The organism is Caldimonas tepidiphila (genome assembly GCF_003569765.1).
In the GTDB taxonomy this organism is placed as follows: domain Bacteria; phylum Pseudomonadota; class Gammaproteobacteria; order Burkholderiales; family Burkholderiaceae_C; genus Caldimonas; species Caldimonas tepidiphila.
On record NZ_QXMG01000015.1, the window covers coordinates 1 to 16,995 of the forward strand.

A 16,995-nucleotide genomic window follows, 5' to 3' on the forward strand; every position below is an offset into this window, starting at 1 on the left:
TAACTCCGCCCGGGGTCAGGGGAAGCTCCCCCTCAATTCATTTGTGCAACAGAGCCCGGAAAAATGGGCACGCCGGGCTGATCCGTGGAAAAGATGACTTTAGATTCCGGGCCGGCGTCGGGGGCGTGATGATCCTCGACTATGACCCGGGCGAAGTCGCCATGAGCCGGCATGAGCTTTGGGACGCTCTGCTGAAAGCCTGCCCGACGCTGGCCGGTTCGGCGGTGCTGTGGTGGTGCAGCGGGTCAAGCTACATCTACGAAGGCGAGACCGAGCGGCAAGGGCTGCGCGGCCAGCGTTTTTATGTGACGGTGGAAAATGCCGGAGACCTTGAGCGGGCGGGGAAGGTGCTTGCGCAACGGCTGTGGCTTGGGGGGTTCGGTTTCATCAAGGTCAGCACGGACGGCAAGTTGCTAGTTCGATCCCTGTTTGATGAGGCAATGCACCAGCCCGCGAGGTTGGACTACTGCGGCGGCGCAATCTGCGAGCCTCCGCTGAGACAGCATCGCCCCGCTCCCTTGGTGCAGAACGATGGTGCTTGGCTCGACACGGCAGCGGCGCTGCCGGATCTGACGGGGGACGAACTGCGCGAGTTGCAGGGTCTGCAAGCCAGCGCCAAGGACGCAAAGCGGGGCGAAGCGGCGAAGGCTCGGGCCGCCTACGCGGCCAAGATGGAATCGGAGATCGCACAAGGGCTGCTTGCAGTCGGAGTGACTCTGACCGAAGCCACCGAGCGGGCAAGCGAAGCAGTGCGGGCCGCCTTCAATGGGGAGTTGCTGGCCGACTTCGTGCTGTACGTCGCCCGTGAGGATAGCAGCGGCGTTGATGCGGTCACCGTGGGGCAGGTGTTGGACCAGCGGGACAGGTTCCACGGCTGCGCGGTATTGCCACCGATGAACCCGGGCCACCGGGGCGGCAAGGGCCTCGACGCGATCCTGTACTTGAAGCAGGCTACGCCGATCCTCTACTGTCTGGACAGCGATGGGCGGTTCCGCCTACGCAGGGCACGGCACGCAATCGAAGTCCGCAAGGGGGATCGCGGCGCGCTGGTACAGGGCGTGGTGCGCGCCCTGCTGAAGCAGGATGATCTGTTCATGCTGGCGGGTGGTCCGGCGCTGGTGACTGAAGGGCGGGCGGTGCCACTGGATGACAGGGTGTTGCGCAACCTCGCGGACGCGAGGCTGTCGCTGGCCAGCACGCACGAAGGCAAGAAGACAGCGCACAACCTGACGCAGGAACAGGCTCAATTGGTGCTGACCGAACTTCGGACCTGCGAGGGGCTGCGCCCGCTGGTGGCCGTGCACTCCCTGCCCTTCGTCACCCCCACCGGGCGGGTGGTCACCATTGCGGGCTACGACGCAGAAACACGAGTCTATCTGCATGTGCCGCCGGACTACGCGCCCCGGATCGGGGCCACGCGGGAGGCCGCGCGCGAGGCGTTGCAAACCATGATGGCACCCTTCCTAGGCTACAGGTGGAGCGCTGGTCCGCACGCGGCTGCGGCCATTGCTGCTGTGCTGACGGCGGTATCGCGGCCGGTGCTGCCATTGGCACCCATGGTTGTTGTTGACGCCAACACCTACGGGTCGGGCAAGACGAAGATGGCGACGGCACTGGGGGCTATCCTGACAGGCGCAGTCCCTGCCGTGGCTACATGGTCCGGCCCCAATGAGGAGGAGATGCGCAAGTGGCTGCTTGCCGAAGCGATTCAAGGGCAGACTTTCCTGTGCCTGGACAACGTGACGGGGCGCATGGACTCAGCAGTGTTGGCGGGATTGTTGACCAGCGGCAGGGTCACTGGGCGGGTGCTTCAGCAGAGTGAAACCCGGGCCGCAACTGCGCGGGCGCTGCTCACAATCACGGCCAACAACGTTGACCTGGGTGTTGACCTGATTCGGCGGGGCTTGGTGATCCGCATCGACGGCGGCGCAGCGCCAGCGGCGCGACGCTTTAACTTCGATCCGGTACAGGTGGCATTGCGCGACCGAGTACGGATCGCGGAGGCGGCATGCACGTTGATGGCGGCTTACTTTTCAGCCGGTGCCCCTGCCATCGCCAAGGACGATGCAGGCGGCTTTGTCGATTGGGTGAAGTTGTGCCGGCAGCCGGTGTTATGGGCGGCGTGCGAGGGCTTGGCCGATGGACTGGGCTGGGAATTGGGAGACCCGGGCGAGTTCCTGCTGAGAGACCCAGCAGCAGCGGACACGGAAGCACAGGCGTTTCTCGATGTGCTGCGCGGCGTTCACCACTTGTCGTGTGGGGATGAGTTTCACGCCCGGGAAGTAGCTCGGTGGGCAAACGCGGCCAGCAATGAGGGATCTAGCGGTTTGATTCGGGAGGGGCTTGACGCTCTCATGCCTGGAAGACGAGAGCACTCGCCCCTGTCGGTGTCGCGTGCCTTGAGTAACCGGGTTGATCGATTTTTTGCGGGCTACGTGCTGCGCAGCAGGCGCGATACAGGGGCGAACGCCACGGTTTACAGGGTTTGCTCTCCTGCGGGTTAACTCCCCGGCGGAGATGCCGGAGATACGGAGCCTTTTGCCAAGGATTCAAGGGCTTACTACTAAACCCCCTGACCTTTAAAAAGTAACTCCGTATCCCCGCATCTCCGGGAATTTTTTACGATATGAAAAGGACTTTTGATGCACGACGTTGAACGGGCCCGCCAGCAAGAAACACTGTCGCGCACCTTGCAAAGATCAAGAGACTTAACCCTGCCGGACGACAGGCGCCACGCTATAGGGCAGGCGCTGGCATTTGTGCGGGGTCGGCAGACTTATGATGGTCCTGCGGCGCTTGATGAGCTGCGGGACAGAGTTGGTCAATACGTTGACCCGGCAAGCCCTAGAGCCGTGTCTGAGCTGGCAGAACACCTGCCAATACTTGAAGCCCTGTGGCTCCGGTTTGCTGCTGAATCCACGTCAGAGCGCAATGCAGACACGCGCGCCAAACTATTGCGTATGGCTTTACAGGCACAGCAGGGCTACGCGCGGACGCTGGCGCTGGTGCAAGGAATGACGCAACAGCAGCGCCAGCAGGCGCGGGTATTAGTGCATGAGAATGATTGATGCATGCTCCGACAACGACAAGAGCAGCGCCAGCTATCCAAGCGGCAACCGCAGGCGCGGGCAGGGTACGCACGCGGCAGCCCGACAGCGGCGAGCCCTGAGGAACAGCGCAGCCCTGTACCTGCGCACGGTGACCGAGCTGCTGGCATGGGCGCCGGACCTACCTAAACCTAAACCACCGGACGGACGCTGAAGCAGAGCCAACATCTACACCACGTAGACACTTGGCCCTGTTTGGAGATCGCTTTACCGCGCAGCCACCAAGCGGGCTTGCTTCATCACCTCAGGAGACAATCTGTCCGTGGAGACGATGGTTAGCGGTTGCATCGAGCCCGCATTCTTCTCCACCGGTGCGTCCAGCGTCGTGTTCACTGCTTCGGGGAACGAGTACATAGCACCGGTTGCAGGGTCAACTGCCAGCATGCCGATCAAACCGCCAAACAGAATGTTCGCTACGTACCACCCGTTGACAGTGCTGACGATAGTCAATTCTTTGGGTTCGAAACCTTCCTTCTTGATCTGAACCCTGTACTCCTCTGATTTGAAGTACCCAGCGCCACGGTTGAGAGTCAGCGTCACTGGCGTGGTGCCGTTGTGAATCTTCTCGCCAGCGCGGTTCGTGACCGAAACAGAGGCACCGTCTGGCACACTTTTAATGGTCACTGGCTGGGTACTGCCGTTCATGATGCTGGCGCAGCCACTGAGCGCCAGGGCCAAGACGCCCGCTGTAAGCACGAGTTTCACAACTTCACTCCCTGTTACGAAGAGAGGTAGATTACCTCCTACTGATGGTAAGTTGCAATTTGTTGTGACACGCGGCTCTTGAAGTGTTGTAGCCGAGCAACGGAAGGGGTGCTAGAGAGGCAGCAAGGACTGCTGCTGGACAGCCTACAGGGGCCAACTTTTCGGCCCTAGGTCGGCTGCTGGCGTAGTTGGACTACTCGCAAGAAACACAGAGGCATGAGGCGGTGCGCGCAATGGCAACACGCGCCGTCAGCGAGCTATACAGCCGTTACGGGCTGGTGCGTTTTCGTTACGGTAACGAAAGTTGGCAAACCCGAAAATTTTCTAGAGCGCTCCTGGTCGGCGTCTAGCAGCGCCCAGCTCCTGCAAAGCCACCCCGTCATCTGCCTTTACTGTTGCCAGGGCGTGCTAGCACCTTCCAAGCTGTTCCACTCATGTTCCAATGAAGGTTGTCGGAGACCCCGACAGACACACAAGGACAGCAGCCTGCAGTGCGGTACGTGAAGGGTTTGAATGGTGAAAAACTAGTCAAATCAACATGTTAGGGCTCCGCCACCCACGACCCCGACTTGCCGCCGTGCTTCTCAAGCACCTGCACGTCGCCGATGACCATGCCGCGGTCCACCGCCTTGCACATGTCGTAGATCGTCAGCAGGCCGACCTGCACCGCGGTGAGCGCCTCCATCTCGACGCCAGTGCGGCCGAGCGTTTCCACCTGCGCCCGGCAGTGCACTTTCGAGGCCATCGCATCGATCTCGAAATCGACCACTACGCGTGTGATTGGCAGCGGATGACACAGCGGGATCAGGTCCGAAGTCTTCTTCGCCGCCTGAATTGCCGCGATACGCGCGATGCCGAGCACGTCGCCCTTCTTCGCGGTGCCGGAGACGATGAGTTGCAGTGTGTCCGGTAGCATACGGATCAAGCCACAGGCCACAGCGATGCGATGGGTCTCGTTCTTGGCGGCCACGTCGACCATGTGGGCTTGGCCTTGGGCGTCGAAATGGGTCAGGCCGGAGTTGGGTGGTTGGGGCGTCGAGTTCATGATTTGGCATGATAGCGATTGCATGCGCCTGACGCCGCCCAGCCGGTAAAGAGGCCGCAAATGCAGCGCTCCCGCTACACAAACACCTACCCATAGGGAGTCCTCCAATGATGAAGGCGAGTACGACACATCCAGACAGAAATCAGGTGAACGGAACCTGGGACTGGCGCGCGCGGCTAAAGGCTGCGGGAATGCACCTAGGACTCAGCCTCCTGGTGGCGCTTGCTGCCGCAGCGGTGGTGTTGGGCGTCTGGTATCCGATGCCCTACCGTGAGGTGTCTGGCGGGCGGGAGTTGTTCATGCTGCTGGTCGCGGTGGACGTGGTGCTCGGGCCGCTGATCACGCTCTCCGTATTCGACCGTCGCAAAGGCTGGCGCCATCTGCGGCGCGACCTCGCGGTGGTGGCGCTGCTACAGCTTGGCGCACTTGGCTACGGCCTGCATACCGTCTCTCAAGCCCGGCCGGTTTATCTGGCCCACGAGGTCGACCGCTTCCGCGTTGTGCGTGCCGTGGACATCGACTCCCAGGAGCTAAGTCAGGCACCGGCCCCGCTGCAACGGCTGCCGTGGACCGGTCCGCAGGTGATCGGCACCCGTGTTCCGACCGATCCGCAGGAGCAGCTGCGTGCCGCCGAACTGGCGATGGCGGGTGTGGACCTGGGCCTGCGTCCCGCCTATTGGAAACCCTATGATTCAGCACGGGACGAGGTACTGGCCCGCTCGAAGCCGCTGACCGAGCTGGCTCGGCGTCATCCGGGGCGGGCGGCGGAGGTCGAGGCCGCGGCAGCCCGTGCCGGCCGCTCGCCGGCACAGCTGCGCTACCTGCCGCTGATCGCGCGCGGGTCCGACTGGGTAATGCTGCTCGACGCGCAGTCTGCCGATGTCGTCGGTTACGCACCCTTCGACGGCTTCGAGTGAGCAACAGGGCCGGCAAGCCTCTTTCCTTACACGGCGCAACGGGCATTCGCCCGAACTCCGCGGCCCCGCATCGGTTCCAATGGCAGCTGCCGTCCGACGAAAGCCGCCCTTGAACCGCCTGCCTTCGCCCCGCTCCTTCCTCCTGCCCCGCCGGACCCGGCCGCGCCTGCGGGCCGCGGTCGGCGCGCTGCTGCTGGCCGCCGGCCCGGCGCTGCTGGCGCCGCCGGCCGCGCTGGCGCAGTCCGCGCACCTGCCCGCGCTCGGCGACGAGGTCTCGCAGGACTTCGGGGTCGGCGCCGAGCGCCGGCTCGGCGACCGAATCATGGTCGAGATCCGCCGCGATCCCGACTACCTGGACGATCCGCTGCTGCTCGACTACGTCCGCTCGATCTGGCAGCCGCTGCTCGACGCGGCGCGTGTGCGCGGCGACCTGTCGGCCGAGCTCGACGAGCGCTTCGCGTGGGAGGCCTTCCTGGTGCGCGACCGATCGGTCAACGCCTTCGCGCTGCCGGGGGGCTACACGGGCGTCCACCTCGGCCTGATCGGCATGACCGCCACGCGCGACGAGCTCGCCTCGGTGCTCGCCCACGAACTCTCCCACGTCACGCAGCGCCACATCGCGCGCAACATGAGCCGCAGCCGCCAGCAGTCGCTGGTGGCGATGGCGTCGATGATCGTCGGCGTGCTCGCCGCGAGCCGCAGTCCCGACGCGGCCAATGCGGTGATCACCGGAGGGCAGGCGCTCGCGGTGCAGGGCCAGCTCAACTTCTCCCGCGACATGGAGCGCGAGGCCGACCGCATCGGCTTCGGGCTGCTGCAGCAGGCCGGCTTCGCGCCGACCGGCATGGCCTCGATGTTCGAGCGCCTGCAGCAGGCCTCGCGCCACAACGACAGCAACGCCTTCCCCTACCTGCGCACGCACCCGCTGACGAGCGAGCGCATCGGCGAGGCGCGCTCGCGCCTGGGCGTCGAGCCGGGTGCGCGCACGGGTGCGGCCCTGGAGCATGCGGTGATGCAGGCCCGGGCGCGGGTGCTGATGGATTCCCGCCCGGATGCGCTGCAGCGCTGGCAGCGCCCCGGCGGCGCGCCGGCGGAGGATGCCGCGGGGCGCCTGCTGGCGGCCGCGGCGCAGGCGCAGGCCTCGGTGCTGCTGCGCGACTGGGTGCAGGCCGACGAGGCGCTGGCGCGCGCGCGCCAGCTCGCCGCGCCCGAGCCGCGCGCGCTGCGGGCGGTGGCGCTGCTGCAGGTGCAGGCCCATCTGGCACGCGGCGAGACCGCGCAGGCCGAGCGGGCGCTGGCGCCCTGGCGCATGGACGGCTCGCGGACCACGGAACTGCTGGCGGCGCAGATCGGCGTCGGGACGCGGCCGCCGGCCGACCCGGCGCGGCTGAAGCGGACCGCCGAGGACCTGCAGACCTGGCTGTCCGCGCATCCGCGCGACAGCAGCGCCTGGGCGCTGCTCGGCCAGGCCTGGGAGCGGCTGGACCAGCCGGTGCGCTCGGTGCGTGCGCAGGCCGAGGCGCGCTATGTGCTTGGCGACCTGCAGGGCGCGATCGACCGCCTGCGTGCGGCGCAGCGCCTCGCGCAGGGCTCGGCATCGTCCGACCACATCGAGGCCTCGGTCGTCGACGCGCGGCTGCGCGCGGTGGAGTCCGAGTGGCGCCAGCGCCAGCGCGACGAGGCGGCGGGCCAGAACGGCTGAGCGGGGGAGGGCGGCTCAGCCGACGCGCGGCTTGAACAGCCGTTCGAGCGCCGCGTCGATCACCACGCCGCACAGGCTGTAGATCAGCGAGCCGATCACCGCGGCGCCGAAACCGGTGACGACGAAGCCGCCGCCGAGCAGGCCGGCCGCGGCATAGAACATCAGGGCGTTGATCACGAACAGGAACAGCCCGAGCGTGACCACCGTGACGGGCAGCGTCAGCACCACCAGCACCGGGCGCAGCACCGCATTGAGCAGCCCGAGCACGAGCGCGGCGATCATTGCCGCGCCGAAGCTGCGCACCTCGACGCCGTCGTACAGGTGCGCGAGCAACAGCAGTGCGGCGGCCAGCAGCAGCCAGCGGACGAGGATCCTCATGAGAGCCAGAATACCGCGGACACCCTCGCCCCCGCAGCCCCGCGCACCGATGCCAGCGCGCGGCTCGGCACACCGCGAGCGCCTGCACGGCCACGCGGGCCAACGCGGGCCAATAGGCCTGCGACTTGCCGGGACATCGGCCGGCCCGGCACAATCCGATACGTCAAAGGGGGAGTAGCACACGACGCCCGTCGTGGTGGCAGCCCGTCAGTACGGCCGTGCTTCGCGTGCGGCCCGGGCTCCGCATCCGGACTCACAAGGTCCCATCCAGCAAGACCCTTTGCCTCGTCGCAACTTGCTGGAGTCCCGTCAATGAACACCATTGCGCCCGATTGGCTTTGGGCTTTCTTCATCGCGAGCGTCCTGCTCGCGCTCTTCGTCGATTTCGTCGTGCTGCGCAAGCAGGGCGCGCATGCGGTCTCCGTGAAGGAGGCGCTGAACTGGTCGCTGGTCTGGGTGGGGCTGAGCCTCGCCTTCAACGCCCTGTTCTGGTGGGCGGTCAAGGACGCCACCGGCGACGTCGCGCAGGCCAATGCGCGCTCGATGGAGTTCCTCACCGGCTACCTGATCGAGAAGTCGCTCGCGGTCGACAACATCTTTGTCTTCCTGATGATCTTCACCTACTTCTCGGTGCCGCCGGCCTACCAGAAGCGGGTGCTGATGATCGGCATCATCGGCGCGATCGTGCTGCGCACCGTGATGATCCTGGTCGGCGGCTGGCTCGTCTCCGAGTTCCACTGGGTGCTCTACGTGTTCGGCGCCTTCCTGCTGATGACGGGCGTGAAGATGTGGTTCGCCTCCGGCAAGGAGCCCGACCTCGAGGACAACCCGGCGCTCAAGCTGCTGCGTCGCATGATGCCGGTGTCGGACCGCTTCGACGGCGAGCGCTTCTTCACGGTGCAACGCGGCAAGCGCATCGCCACGCCGCTGCTGATGGTCGTCGCGCTCGTGGGCTTCACCGACGTGATCTTCGCGGTCGATTCGATCCCGGCGATCTTCGCGATCACCACCGATCCCTTCATCGTGCTGAGCTCGAACATCTTCGCCATCCTCGGGCTGCGCGCGATGTTCTTCCTGCTCGCCGCGGTCGCGGCCAAGTTCCACCTGCTGAGCTACGGCCTGGCGGTGATCCTGGCCTTCATCGGCACCAAGATGCTGCTGATCGACGTCGTGAAGATCCCGGTGCTGGTCTCGCTCGGCGTCGTCGTCGCGGTGCTGGCGATCACGATGGTGTGGAGCGTGCGCACCGCGCCCAAGCTGCGCGCGCACGAGTCATCGCCGCAGCGCTGAGCGGGAAAACACCGAGCCGCGGGCCGCAGGCGCAGGGGCGGCGGCCGGGGAGGGCGGTGATATAAGTCAAGTTGCTCCGGGCGGGGGCCCGGGCATACTCCGGGCCTTGGCCATGAATGACATCACCGTCCGCGACGACGCGCCACCCCTGCCTCCCGTCCGTGCGATCGCGCTGCACCACCCGCTGGCCTGGGTCGAGGCCGGCGTGCACGATGTCGCGCGCGCCACCACGCCGAGCCTGCTGCACGGCATCGTGTTCGTGGTCGGCGGGTTGCTGATCCTGCTGGTCGGCTGGAACCGGTTCGGGGTGCTCGCGGGTGCCTTTTCCGGCTTCCTGCTGGTCGCGCCGATGCTCGCCACCGGGCTGTACGAACTCAGCCGCCGCCTCGAGCGCGGCGAGGAGCCGACGTTCGCGCAGGCGGTGGCCGCCTGGCGGCGCGGCGGCGCCGCGCCGCTGCGCTTCGGCCTGCTGCTGGCGGCGCTCGGCACGCTCTGGGTGATGTTCTCGGCGCTGGCGCTGCTGGCGATGAGCGGCGAGCCGCTCGACGGGCTGCGCGCCTTCTTCGCCACCCCGGTGCTGCGCATGGCCGACCTGGCGCTGCGCGGACACCTGTTCCTGATGTGGCTCGTCGCGGGCGGCCTGCTCGCGGCGGTGGTGTTCGCGATCAGCGCCGTCTCGGTGCCGCTGGTGCTGGATCGCCGCGTGAGCCTGCAGCAGGCGATGCTCACGAGCGTGCGCGCGGTAGGGCAGAATCCGCTGCCGATGACGCTGTGGGCGCTCATCATCCTCGGCATCACGCTGATCGGCCTGTTCACGCTCGTGGGACTGGCGGTGCTGCTGCCGGTGCTCGGCCATGCCACCTGGCATGCCTACACCGACCTGGTGGACGCGAGCGGATTCGAGCCCCGCACCTGACGAGAGAAGAAAACGCAAGACGAGGCGCGATGTTCGGTCTGACAGAGGAGCAATTCACCCAGTACGGTGTCACGATCGGGCTCGCCGCCTTCATCGGCTTCATGCTCTTCATCGTGTGGGACCTCGCCCGCAAGTCCAAGGCGGGCCGCTTCGGCACCTTCGTGCTCTTCTTCGTGCTCGCCTTCGGCATGCTCGGATTCATCGTCAAGGGCGTGCTGCAACTCATTCTCGGGATCTGAACCGGCACGCGATGTCGCGCCTGTGCCACAAAAATGCCAGTTTCTCGTAATGAGAATTGTTATCATTCCTGTTAAGTAGCCCGCCGGTCACTCGCCAGCTCCGGCGCCGGGCGCCCTTCGGTCGATGGGCGCCGCGGCGTCCTCGCGTATCCGCCAGCCATGGACCCAGAGGTTGCGTTCAAGAATCTCAACAGGAGTTGGTCCATGTCCCGTCAGTCCCGCACCCGCCGCCACAAGGCCGTACCGTCCCGCAATCAGGCCTCGGCGGCCGCATCCTCCCGCCCGGCATCGCTGTCGGTCCTCATCCCGCTCGGTGCGCTCGCCGCAGGCTTCGCCGGCAGCGCCTGGGCGCAGACCTCCGGCGCGGAGGCGCGCCAGGAGACCGTGCTGCCGCAGGTGACCGTGAAGGACACGGCCGAGCAGCAGGGCAAGCAGAGCTACCAGTCGGTCAGCACCAGCATCGGCAAGGGCCGGCAGGAGTTGCGTGACATTCCGCAGTCCGTGACGGTGGTGACCGAGAAGCTGATCGACGACCGCAACCTCGACACGCTCAAGGAGGCGCTGAAGAACACCGGCGGCATCAGCTTCCTGGCCGCCGAGGGCGGCGAGGAGGACATCCGCCTGCGCGGCTTCTCGCTGCAGCAGTCGGGCGACATCTTCGTCGACGGCATGCGCGAGCCAGCCTTCTACGAGCGCGACACCTTCAACTACGACCGGCTCGAGCTGCTGCGCGGCTCGGCCTCGATGCTGTTCGGCCGCGGCTCGACCGGCGGCGCTGCGAACCAGGTGAGCAAGGTGCCGCGCCTGATGAGCGAGCACGAGGTCACCGCCACCGCCGGCAACCACGACTACCGCCGCGTCACCGGCGACTTCAACTTCAGGACCGGCGAGAGCGCGGCGCTGCGCCTGAACGCGATGCACACCCGGGCCGACAACAACGGCGCGGGCAGCAGCCTCGACAAGTCGGGCGCGGCCGGCGCCTTCCGCTGGGGCATCGGCACCCGCGACGAGTTCCTGGTGAGCCTCTTCCATCTGGAGAACCGCAACGGCATGAACTACGGCCTGCCGTGGATCAAGCCGCGAGCCAGCGACACGTCGGCCGCGAACCGGCCGCTGCCGGGCCTCGATCCGTCGGCCTACTACGGCATGGCGAGCGACTACAACCACGGCTCGGCCAGCATCGCCACGTTCAGCCACCTCCACCGCTTCGGCGCCGGCAGCGAGCTCAAGACGACGCTGCGCAAGGGCAGGTTCGAGCGCGACCAGCGCGCCAGCGCGATCCGCTTCGCCGGCAATACCGGCACGCCGAACAACCCCGCGGCGGTGGATCTCACGAATTTCGGGCCCTCGACCGTGCTGCAGCGCAGCGGCGGCACCGGCGTGCACGCGAAGATCCAGGACCTCGAGACCGTGCAGCTGCAAAGCGACTTCAGCAGCAAGTTCCAGGCGCTGGGCCTGAAGCACGAGCTGCTGACGGGCGTGGACGCCTCCCAGGAGGAGAAGCGGGTCTACATGGTGCGCAATGCCAACCAGGGCGGCGTGACGCTGACCAAGCCCCGGACCACCATCGGCACCCCGGACGACGGCGCCTGGGTCGACGAGAGCCAGCGCGTGTTGCGCCCCGGCAACCAGTTCGAGGCCAAGGCCTGGGGCGTCTACGCGCAGGACCTGGTGCAGGTGGCGCCGGCGTGGAAGGTGCTGGCGGGCCTGCGCTACGACCGCATGAAGGGCGAGTTCGACAGCTTCGCGATCCCGAACAACGCGGCCGGTCCGGTCACGACCACCTCCTACCGCCAGGACATCTCGGAGGTGAGCAAGCGTCTGGGCCTGCTGTTCCAGCCGACGCCGCTGCACTCCTTCCACTTCTCCTACGGCACCTCGTTCAACACCTCGGGCGACGCCTACTCCTACAGCCAGTTCAGCGCGAACACGCCACCCGAGTCGAGCGAGAACCTCGAGCTCGGCGCCAAGATCGACGCCGCCGACGGCCGCTTCACCACCCGTCTGGCCGTGTTCCGCTCGACCAAGAAGAACGAGCGCAACACCGACGCGCCCGACGGGCCGCTGGGGCAGCAGTCCTTCCTGCTGTCGGCCAAGCGGCACAGCGCCGGGGCCGAGATCGACGTCACCGGCCGCCTGACGCCGAAATGGGAGGTCTTCGGCTCCTACATGTGGATGCCCGTCGCGGTGGTCGACGAGACCGCCAGCTCTACCAGCTTCGGCAACCGCAAGGGCGACCGCCCCGGCCTCACGCCCGAGCACAGCGGCACGGTGTGGACCACCTACCGGTTGCTGCCGAAGCTGCGTCTGGGCGCCGGCGTGAACTTCCGCAGCGAGCAGTCGCCGGCCGACATCTCGACCAACAACGGCGGCGAGTCCTGGAACGCGCCGGGCTTCGCCACCGTCGACCTGATGGCCGAGTACGGCTTCAGCGAGCGCGTCGCGCTGAAGGTCAACGTCAACAATGCCGGCAACAAGTACTATGCCGACTCGCTCTACCGCGGGCACTACATCCCCGGTGCCGGGCGCATCGTCCAGGCGGGGCTGAGCGCCAAGTTCTGAGCCGTGCCGAGCGCCGGGGCCGCCGTCCAGCGCGAGCCGGGCGGCGCTCCGGTCCCACCCCCGACACACCCCGCCGCCATGCTCCTGCACGTCCCCGAAGTCCTCACGCCCGAAGAACTGCGCCGCTGCCGCGGCCTCCTGCGCGACGCCCCGTGGAGCGACGGGCGCGCGACCGCGGGGCTGCAGTCGGCGGCGGTCAAGAACAACGAGCAGGTGCCGCCCGACTGGTCGCAGCTGCCCGAGCTGCGCGCGATCGTGCTGCACGCGCTCGAGCGCCACGCGCTGTTCTTTTCGGCCGCGCTGCCCAAGCGCATCTTCCCGCCGATGTTCAACCGCTACGGCGGCGCCGCCAACACCTACGGCAACCACGTCGACATGGCGGTGCGCCACACCTCGGCCCGGCAGCGCGTGCGCACCGACGTGAGCTGCACGCTGTTCTTCGCCGACCCGCACGAGTACGAGGGCGGCGAGCTCGTCATCGAGGACACCTACGGCGCCAAGCGCGTGAAGCTGCCGGCCGGCGACATGGTGCTCTACCCGGGCACCAGCGTGCACCGCGTCGAGCCGGTGACGCGCGGCCATCGCGTCGCGAGCTTCTTCTGGGTCGAGAGCATGGTGCGCAGCGACGAGCAGCGCCGGCTGCTGTTCGAGCTCGACATGAACCTGGTGCGGCTGCGCCGGGAGCACGGCGAGACCGAGACCGCGGTGGCGCTGACCGGCACCTATCACAACCTGCTGCGCATGTGGGCCGACACATGAACCGGCCCCCCGGCGGCGTGCCCCGGCTCGCGCAGATCCCCCCCGGCGTCGTCACGCTCGCGCACCCGGTGCTGCTCGCCCCGGTCGCCTACCAGCGCATGGCGCATCCCGACGGCGAGTTCGCCAGCGCGCTGGCCGCGGCGGTGCAGGGCGCCGGCCTCGTGCTGAGCACTCAGGCCAGCGTCTTGCTGGAGGACGTCGCGCGCCTCGTGCTCGCGGAGCCGCAGCGCGGGCCGCTGTGGATGCAGCTCTACCTGCAGCACGACCGCGGCTTCACCGCGGAGCTGGTGCGGCGCGCCGAGCGCGCCGGCTACGAGGCGCTGGTCCTCACGGTCGACGCGCCGACGAGCGGCGCCCGGGACCGCGAGCGCCGCGCCGGCTTCCGCCTGCCGCCGGGTGTCTCGGCGGTCAACCTCGCCGGCCTGCCGCCCGTCACCCCGCCGGCGCTCGAGGCCGGGCAGAGCGCGCTGTTCGACGGCCTGCTGCGCGGCGCCGCCACCTGGCGCGACGTCGAATGGCTGCAGGGGCTGACGCGCCTGCCGGTGCTGCTCAAGGGCGTGCTGCACGAGGACGACGCGCGCCAGGCTGCCGCGCTCGGCGTCGCGGGCCTGATCGTCTCGAATCACGGCGGGCGCACGCTCGACACTGCGCCCGCGACGGCCTGGGTGCTGCCGCGCATCGCCGACACGGTGGGCGGGGGCCTGCCGCTGCTGGTGGACGGCGGCATCCGCCGCGGCACCGACGTGCTGAAGGCGGTCGCGCTCGGCGCCCGCGCCGTGCTGGTGGGCAGGCCCTACGTTCACGGGCTGGCCACCGCCGGCGCACAAGGAGTGGCTCATGTGCTGCGCCTGTTGCGCGACGAGTTCGAGATCGCGATGGCGCTCACCGGCTGCGCCACCCTCGCGGAGGCGGGGCCCTCGCTGCTGTTCGGCCGCTCAGCGCCGCGCTGAGGCGGGGGGTGTCTGCGGCGCGGCGGCGGTCCAGGGCGCCGGCAGCCGCTCCAGCACCCGCTGCGCGTCGAGCGAGCGGATCGGCACCTGAGGATCGGCGGGAATGCGGTCGAGCGCTTGCAGCGCCAGGTAGCGCAGCGCGCTCACGCGCAGGAAGGAGGCGAAGTTGCCGACCTCGCCGCGCGCCGCCACCAGCTCGTCGTAGAGCTTCTCGAGCAGCTGCGACAGGCTCAGGCCGTCGCGCGCGCCGATCTCCCGCAGCACGTCCCAGAACAGGTTCTCCAGGCGCAGGCTCGTGACGACGCCGTGCAGCCGCAGCGAGCGGGTGCGGCTGGCGTAGGACTCGGGATCGGCCCGGATGAAGATCTCGCACATCGCGTCTCCTTTCCGCGCCGTCTCCGCGCGGCGCGCCGCCCGACGATAAGCGCTCGGGGCGAGCGGCGGAAGCGGGGCCTGCCCCGATGCGGCCGCGCGCCGGCGCGGCACGCGCGCGACGCCGGCCTCACTCGTGCGTGATGCGCGTGCCGAGCACCTGCAGGAACTGCGCGAGCCACTGCGGATGCGCGGGCCAGGCCGGCGCGGTGACGAAGCAGCCGTCGGTCACGGCCTGGTCCACCTCGATGCGCGCGTAGCTCGCGCCGGCGAGCTCGACCTCGACCGCGCAGGCCGGATAGGCCGACACCCGGCGGCCGCGGATCACGCCGGCGGCCGCGAGCAGTTGCGCGCCGTGGCAGACCGCCGCGATCGGCTTGTTCTCGCGCGCGAAGTGCTGCACCCAGCCGATCACGGTCTCGTTCATGCCCAGGTACTCGGGCGCGCGCCCGCCGGGGACCAGCAGCGCGTCGTAGTCCTCGGCGCGCACCTCGTCGAAGCCGGCATTGAGCGTGAAGCGGTGGCCGGGCTTCTCGGAATAGGTCTGGTGGCCCTCGAAGTCGTGCACCGCGGTCGCGATCTGCTCGCCGGCCTTCTTGCCGGGGCAGACCGCGTGCACCGTGTGCCCGACCATCTGCAGCGCCTGGAACGGCACCATCGTCTCGTAGTCCTCGGCGAAGTCGCCAACGATCATCAGGATCTTCTTGCCCATCGCATGTCTCCTTGGGGATGCGGTGCCACGCCTCGCACGCGGCCCCTGCACGCATTTTTCGCAGGACCGGGCCGCGGCAGGTAACAGCGGGCTGCTTCCCGGGGGGCTGGGCCGGGGGCGAAAATGCGTGGTTTCCCAGTGAAGGCGGCTTCACAGTGCCCCGGGCACGCAGTACCATTCGCTGCGCACGAGCGGCAGAGAACGCGCGGCCCCACGCGGCGCACGCCCCGCACCGTACATCGACCAAACCCTGATGGAGAAATTCGAAATGGCAACTGCGAAGAAAGCTCCGGCCAAGAAGGCCGAGGCGACGAAGGCGGCGCCGGCCAAGAAGGCAGCGGCCAAGCGCGCCCCCAACGCCGCCTTCATGAAGGAGCTCAAGCCGAGCGCCGAACTGGCCGCCGTCATCGGCGACAAGCCGGTGCCGCGCACCGAGGTCACCAAGAAGCTGTGGGACTACATCAAGAAGAACAACCTGCAGGACGCGCAGAACAAGCGCAACATCAATGCCGACCCCAAGCTGAAGGCGATCTTCGGCAAGGATCAGGTCTCGATGTTCGAGATGGCCGGCCTCGTCGGCAAGCACCTGTCCTGATCGGCTTCGCACCGAACCCTTGCAGCCCGGCTCGCGCCGGGCTTTTTTGTGTCCGCCGTTCTCGCCTCAGCCGACGTGGCGGCGCAGGAAGTCGAGCGTGCGCTGGCGCGCCAGCGCGGCGCTCGGCGCATCAAAGGAGCCGCGCTGGTCGCAGTTGAAGCCGTGGCCGGCCGGGTAGAAGTGCAGCTCGACCTCCGGGCGCGCCGCGGCGAAGGCCTTCACGCGATCCACCGGGATGTGGTCGTCGCGCTCGCCGAAGTGCGCCAGCACCGGGCAGCGCGGCGACAGCCGGCCCTGCTCCTGCATGCCGCCGCCGTAGTAGCTCACGGCGGCGCTCAGTCCATCGAGTTCGCAGGCCGCGAGCCAGCCGAGCAGCCCGCCCCAGCAGTAGCCGACGAGGCCCACCTTGCCGGCCTCCCCGGCCGCGCCGACCGCCGCCGCGATGTCGCGCAGCGCGGCCTCGTTGCCGGTGGCGTTCTTCAGCTCCATGCCGCGCTGGCGGTCGGCGCCCTCGTAGCCGAGTTCCACGCCGCGCTGCACCCGGTCGAACAGCGCCGGCGCGATCGCGAGGTAGCCCTCGGCGGCGTAGCCGTCGGCCACCCCGCGGATGTGGCTGTTGACGCCGAAGATCTCCTGCACCACCACCAGCGCGCCGCGCGGCGTGCCGGCCGGGCGGGCAACGTAGGCCGCGAAGCGGTGGCCGTCGCCGGCGTCCAGTTCCAGGATTTCACCCATCGTCTTCTCCT

At 68.0% G+C, this 16,995-nt stretch carries 17 protein-coding genes; 11 read left to right on the plus strand and 6 right to left on the minus strand.

All coding sequences use genetic code 11. From position 1 onward, the window contains the following. Nucleotides 1–128 precede the first annotated feature (128 nt). On the plus strand, nt 129–2,504 hold the full coding sequence (locus D3A59_RS11885; protein ID WP_157991505.1) for a hypothetical protein: 2,376 nt from the start codon (nt 129–131) through the stop codon (nt 2,502–2,504). A gap of 138 nt (nt 2,505–2,642) precedes the next feature. After that, a complete protein-coding gene (locus D3A59_RS25380) occupies nt 2,643–3,068 on the plus strand; it encodes a hypothetical protein (RefSeq protein ID WP_157991506.1) in 426 nt (141 codons plus the stop codon). Between the two features lie 246 nt (nt 3,069–3,314). On the opposite strand, the gene D3A59_RS11890 is transcribed toward D3A59_RS25380, so the two are convergent. Both D3A59_RS11890 and moaC read right to left on the minus strand, forming a co-directional pair. Further along, complete coding sequence (locus D3A59_RS11890) at nt 3,315–3,812, minus strand: peptidase associated/transthyretin-like domain-containing protein (RefSeq protein ID WP_119155151.1); 498 nt, start codon at nt 3,810–3,812, stop codon at nt 3,315–3,317. A 541-nt stretch (nt 3,813–4,353) separates the two neighbouring features. Beyond that, nucleotides 4,354–4,857 carry a cyclic pyranopterin monophosphate synthase MoaC gene (gene moaC, locus D3A59_RS11895; RefSeq protein WP_119155152.1) on the minus strand — a complete coding sequence of 168 codons (504 nt, stop codon included), beginning with the start codon at nt 4,855–4,857 and terminating at the stop codon, nt 4,354–4,356. Nucleotides 4,858–4,964: 107 nt separating this feature from the next. Between moaC and tfpZ the strand changes: the two genes are divergently transcribed. Beyond that, nucleotides 4,965–5,774: a TfpX/TfpZ family type IV pilin accessory protein gene (gene tfpZ, locus D3A59_RS11900; protein WP_240636036.1), complete on the plus strand. Its 810-nt coding sequence runs from the start codon at nt 4,965–4,967 to the stop codon at nt 5,772–5,774. A 79-nt stretch (nt 5,775–5,853) separates the two neighbouring features. Next, nucleotides 5,854–7,476, plus strand: coding sequence for a M48 family metallopeptidase (locus D3A59_RS11905; RefSeq protein ID WP_119155153.1), 1,623 nt, complete (start codon nt 5,854–5,856; stop codon nt 7,474–7,476). A gap of 15 nt (nt 7,477–7,491) precedes the next feature. Here the strand turns inward: D3A59_RS11905 and D3A59_RS11910 are convergent, their stop codons facing one another. Then, the gene (locus D3A59_RS11910) at nt 7,492–7,854 is read right to left on the minus strand and encodes a phage holin family protein (protein ID WP_119155154.1); all 363 of its coding nucleotides are present in this window, start codon (nt 7,852–7,854) and stop codon (nt 7,492–7,494) included. A 312-nt stretch (nt 7,855–8,166) separates the two neighbouring features. On the opposite strand from D3A59_RS11910, the gene D3A59_RS11915 reads away from it, so the two are divergent. From D3A59_RS11915 to D3A59_RS11940, 6 genes are all read left to right on the plus strand, one after another. Continuing rightward, on the plus strand, nt 8,167–9,144 hold the full coding sequence (locus D3A59_RS11915) for a TerC family protein (RefSeq protein ID WP_119155155.1): 978 nt from the start codon (nt 8,167–8,169) through the stop codon (nt 9,142–9,144). 112 nt (nt 9,145–9,256) lie between these two features. After that, complete coding sequence (locus D3A59_RS11920) at nt 9,257–10,060, plus strand: DUF2189 domain-containing protein (protein ID WP_119155156.1); 804 nt, start codon at nt 9,257–9,259, stop codon at nt 10,058–10,060. Between the two features lie 29 nt (nt 10,061–10,089). Next, complete coding sequence (locus tag D3A59_RS11925; RefSeq protein WP_119155157.1) at nt 10,090–10,299, plus strand: DUF2788 domain-containing protein; 210 nt, start codon at nt 10,090–10,092, stop codon at nt 10,297–10,299. A gap of 204 nt (nt 10,300–10,503) precedes the next feature. Further along, entirely contained in the window at nt 10,504–12,861 is a 2,358-nt protein-coding gene (locus D3A59_RS11930) for a TonB-dependent receptor (protein ID WP_119155158.1), read from the plus strand. A gap of 78 nt (nt 12,862–12,939) precedes the next feature. Beyond that, a complete protein-coding gene (locus tag D3A59_RS11935) occupies nt 12,940–13,620 on the plus strand; it encodes a Fe2+-dependent dioxygenase (protein WP_119155159.1) in 681 nt (226 codons plus the stop codon). Continuing rightward, nucleotides 13,617–14,570, plus strand: a complete 954-nt coding sequence (locus D3A59_RS11940) for an alpha-hydroxy acid oxidase (protein WP_119155160.1) — start codon at nt 13,617–13,619, stop codon at nt 14,568–14,570. The genes D3A59_RS11935 and D3A59_RS11940 overlap by 4 nt, the downstream gene beginning before the upstream one ends. Here D3A59_RS11940 and D3A59_RS11945 read toward each other — a convergent pair. Together D3A59_RS11945 and D3A59_RS11950 are read right to left on the minus strand one after the other, a co-directional pair. After that, a complete protein-coding gene (locus tag D3A59_RS11945) occupies nt 14,556–14,945 on the minus strand; it encodes a ribbon-helix-helix domain-containing protein (protein ID WP_119155161.1) in 390 nt (129 codons plus the stop codon). The two genes, D3A59_RS11940 and D3A59_RS11945, sit on opposite strands and share 15 nt — an antisense overlap. A 127-nt stretch (nt 14,946–15,072) precedes the next feature. Further along, complete coding sequence (locus D3A59_RS11950; protein WP_119155162.1) at nt 15,073–15,654, minus strand: DJ-1/PfpI family protein; 582 nt, start codon at nt 15,652–15,654, stop codon at nt 15,073–15,075. A 253-nt stretch (nt 15,655–15,907) separates the two neighbouring features. Between D3A59_RS11950 and D3A59_RS11955 the strand changes: the two genes are divergently transcribed. Then, nucleotides 15,908–16,249, plus strand: a complete 342-nt coding sequence (locus D3A59_RS11955) for an SWIB/MDM2 domain-containing protein (protein ID WP_419187251.1) — start codon at nt 15,908–15,910, stop codon at nt 16,247–16,249. 66 nt (nt 16,250–16,315) lie between these two features. Here D3A59_RS11955 and D3A59_RS11960 read toward each other — a convergent pair whose 3' ends face one another. After that, entirely contained in the window at nt 16,316–16,984 is a 669-nt protein-coding gene (locus D3A59_RS11960; protein WP_119155164.1) for a dienelactone hydrolase family protein, read from the minus strand. Nucleotides 16,985–16,995 lie beyond the last annotated feature (11 nt).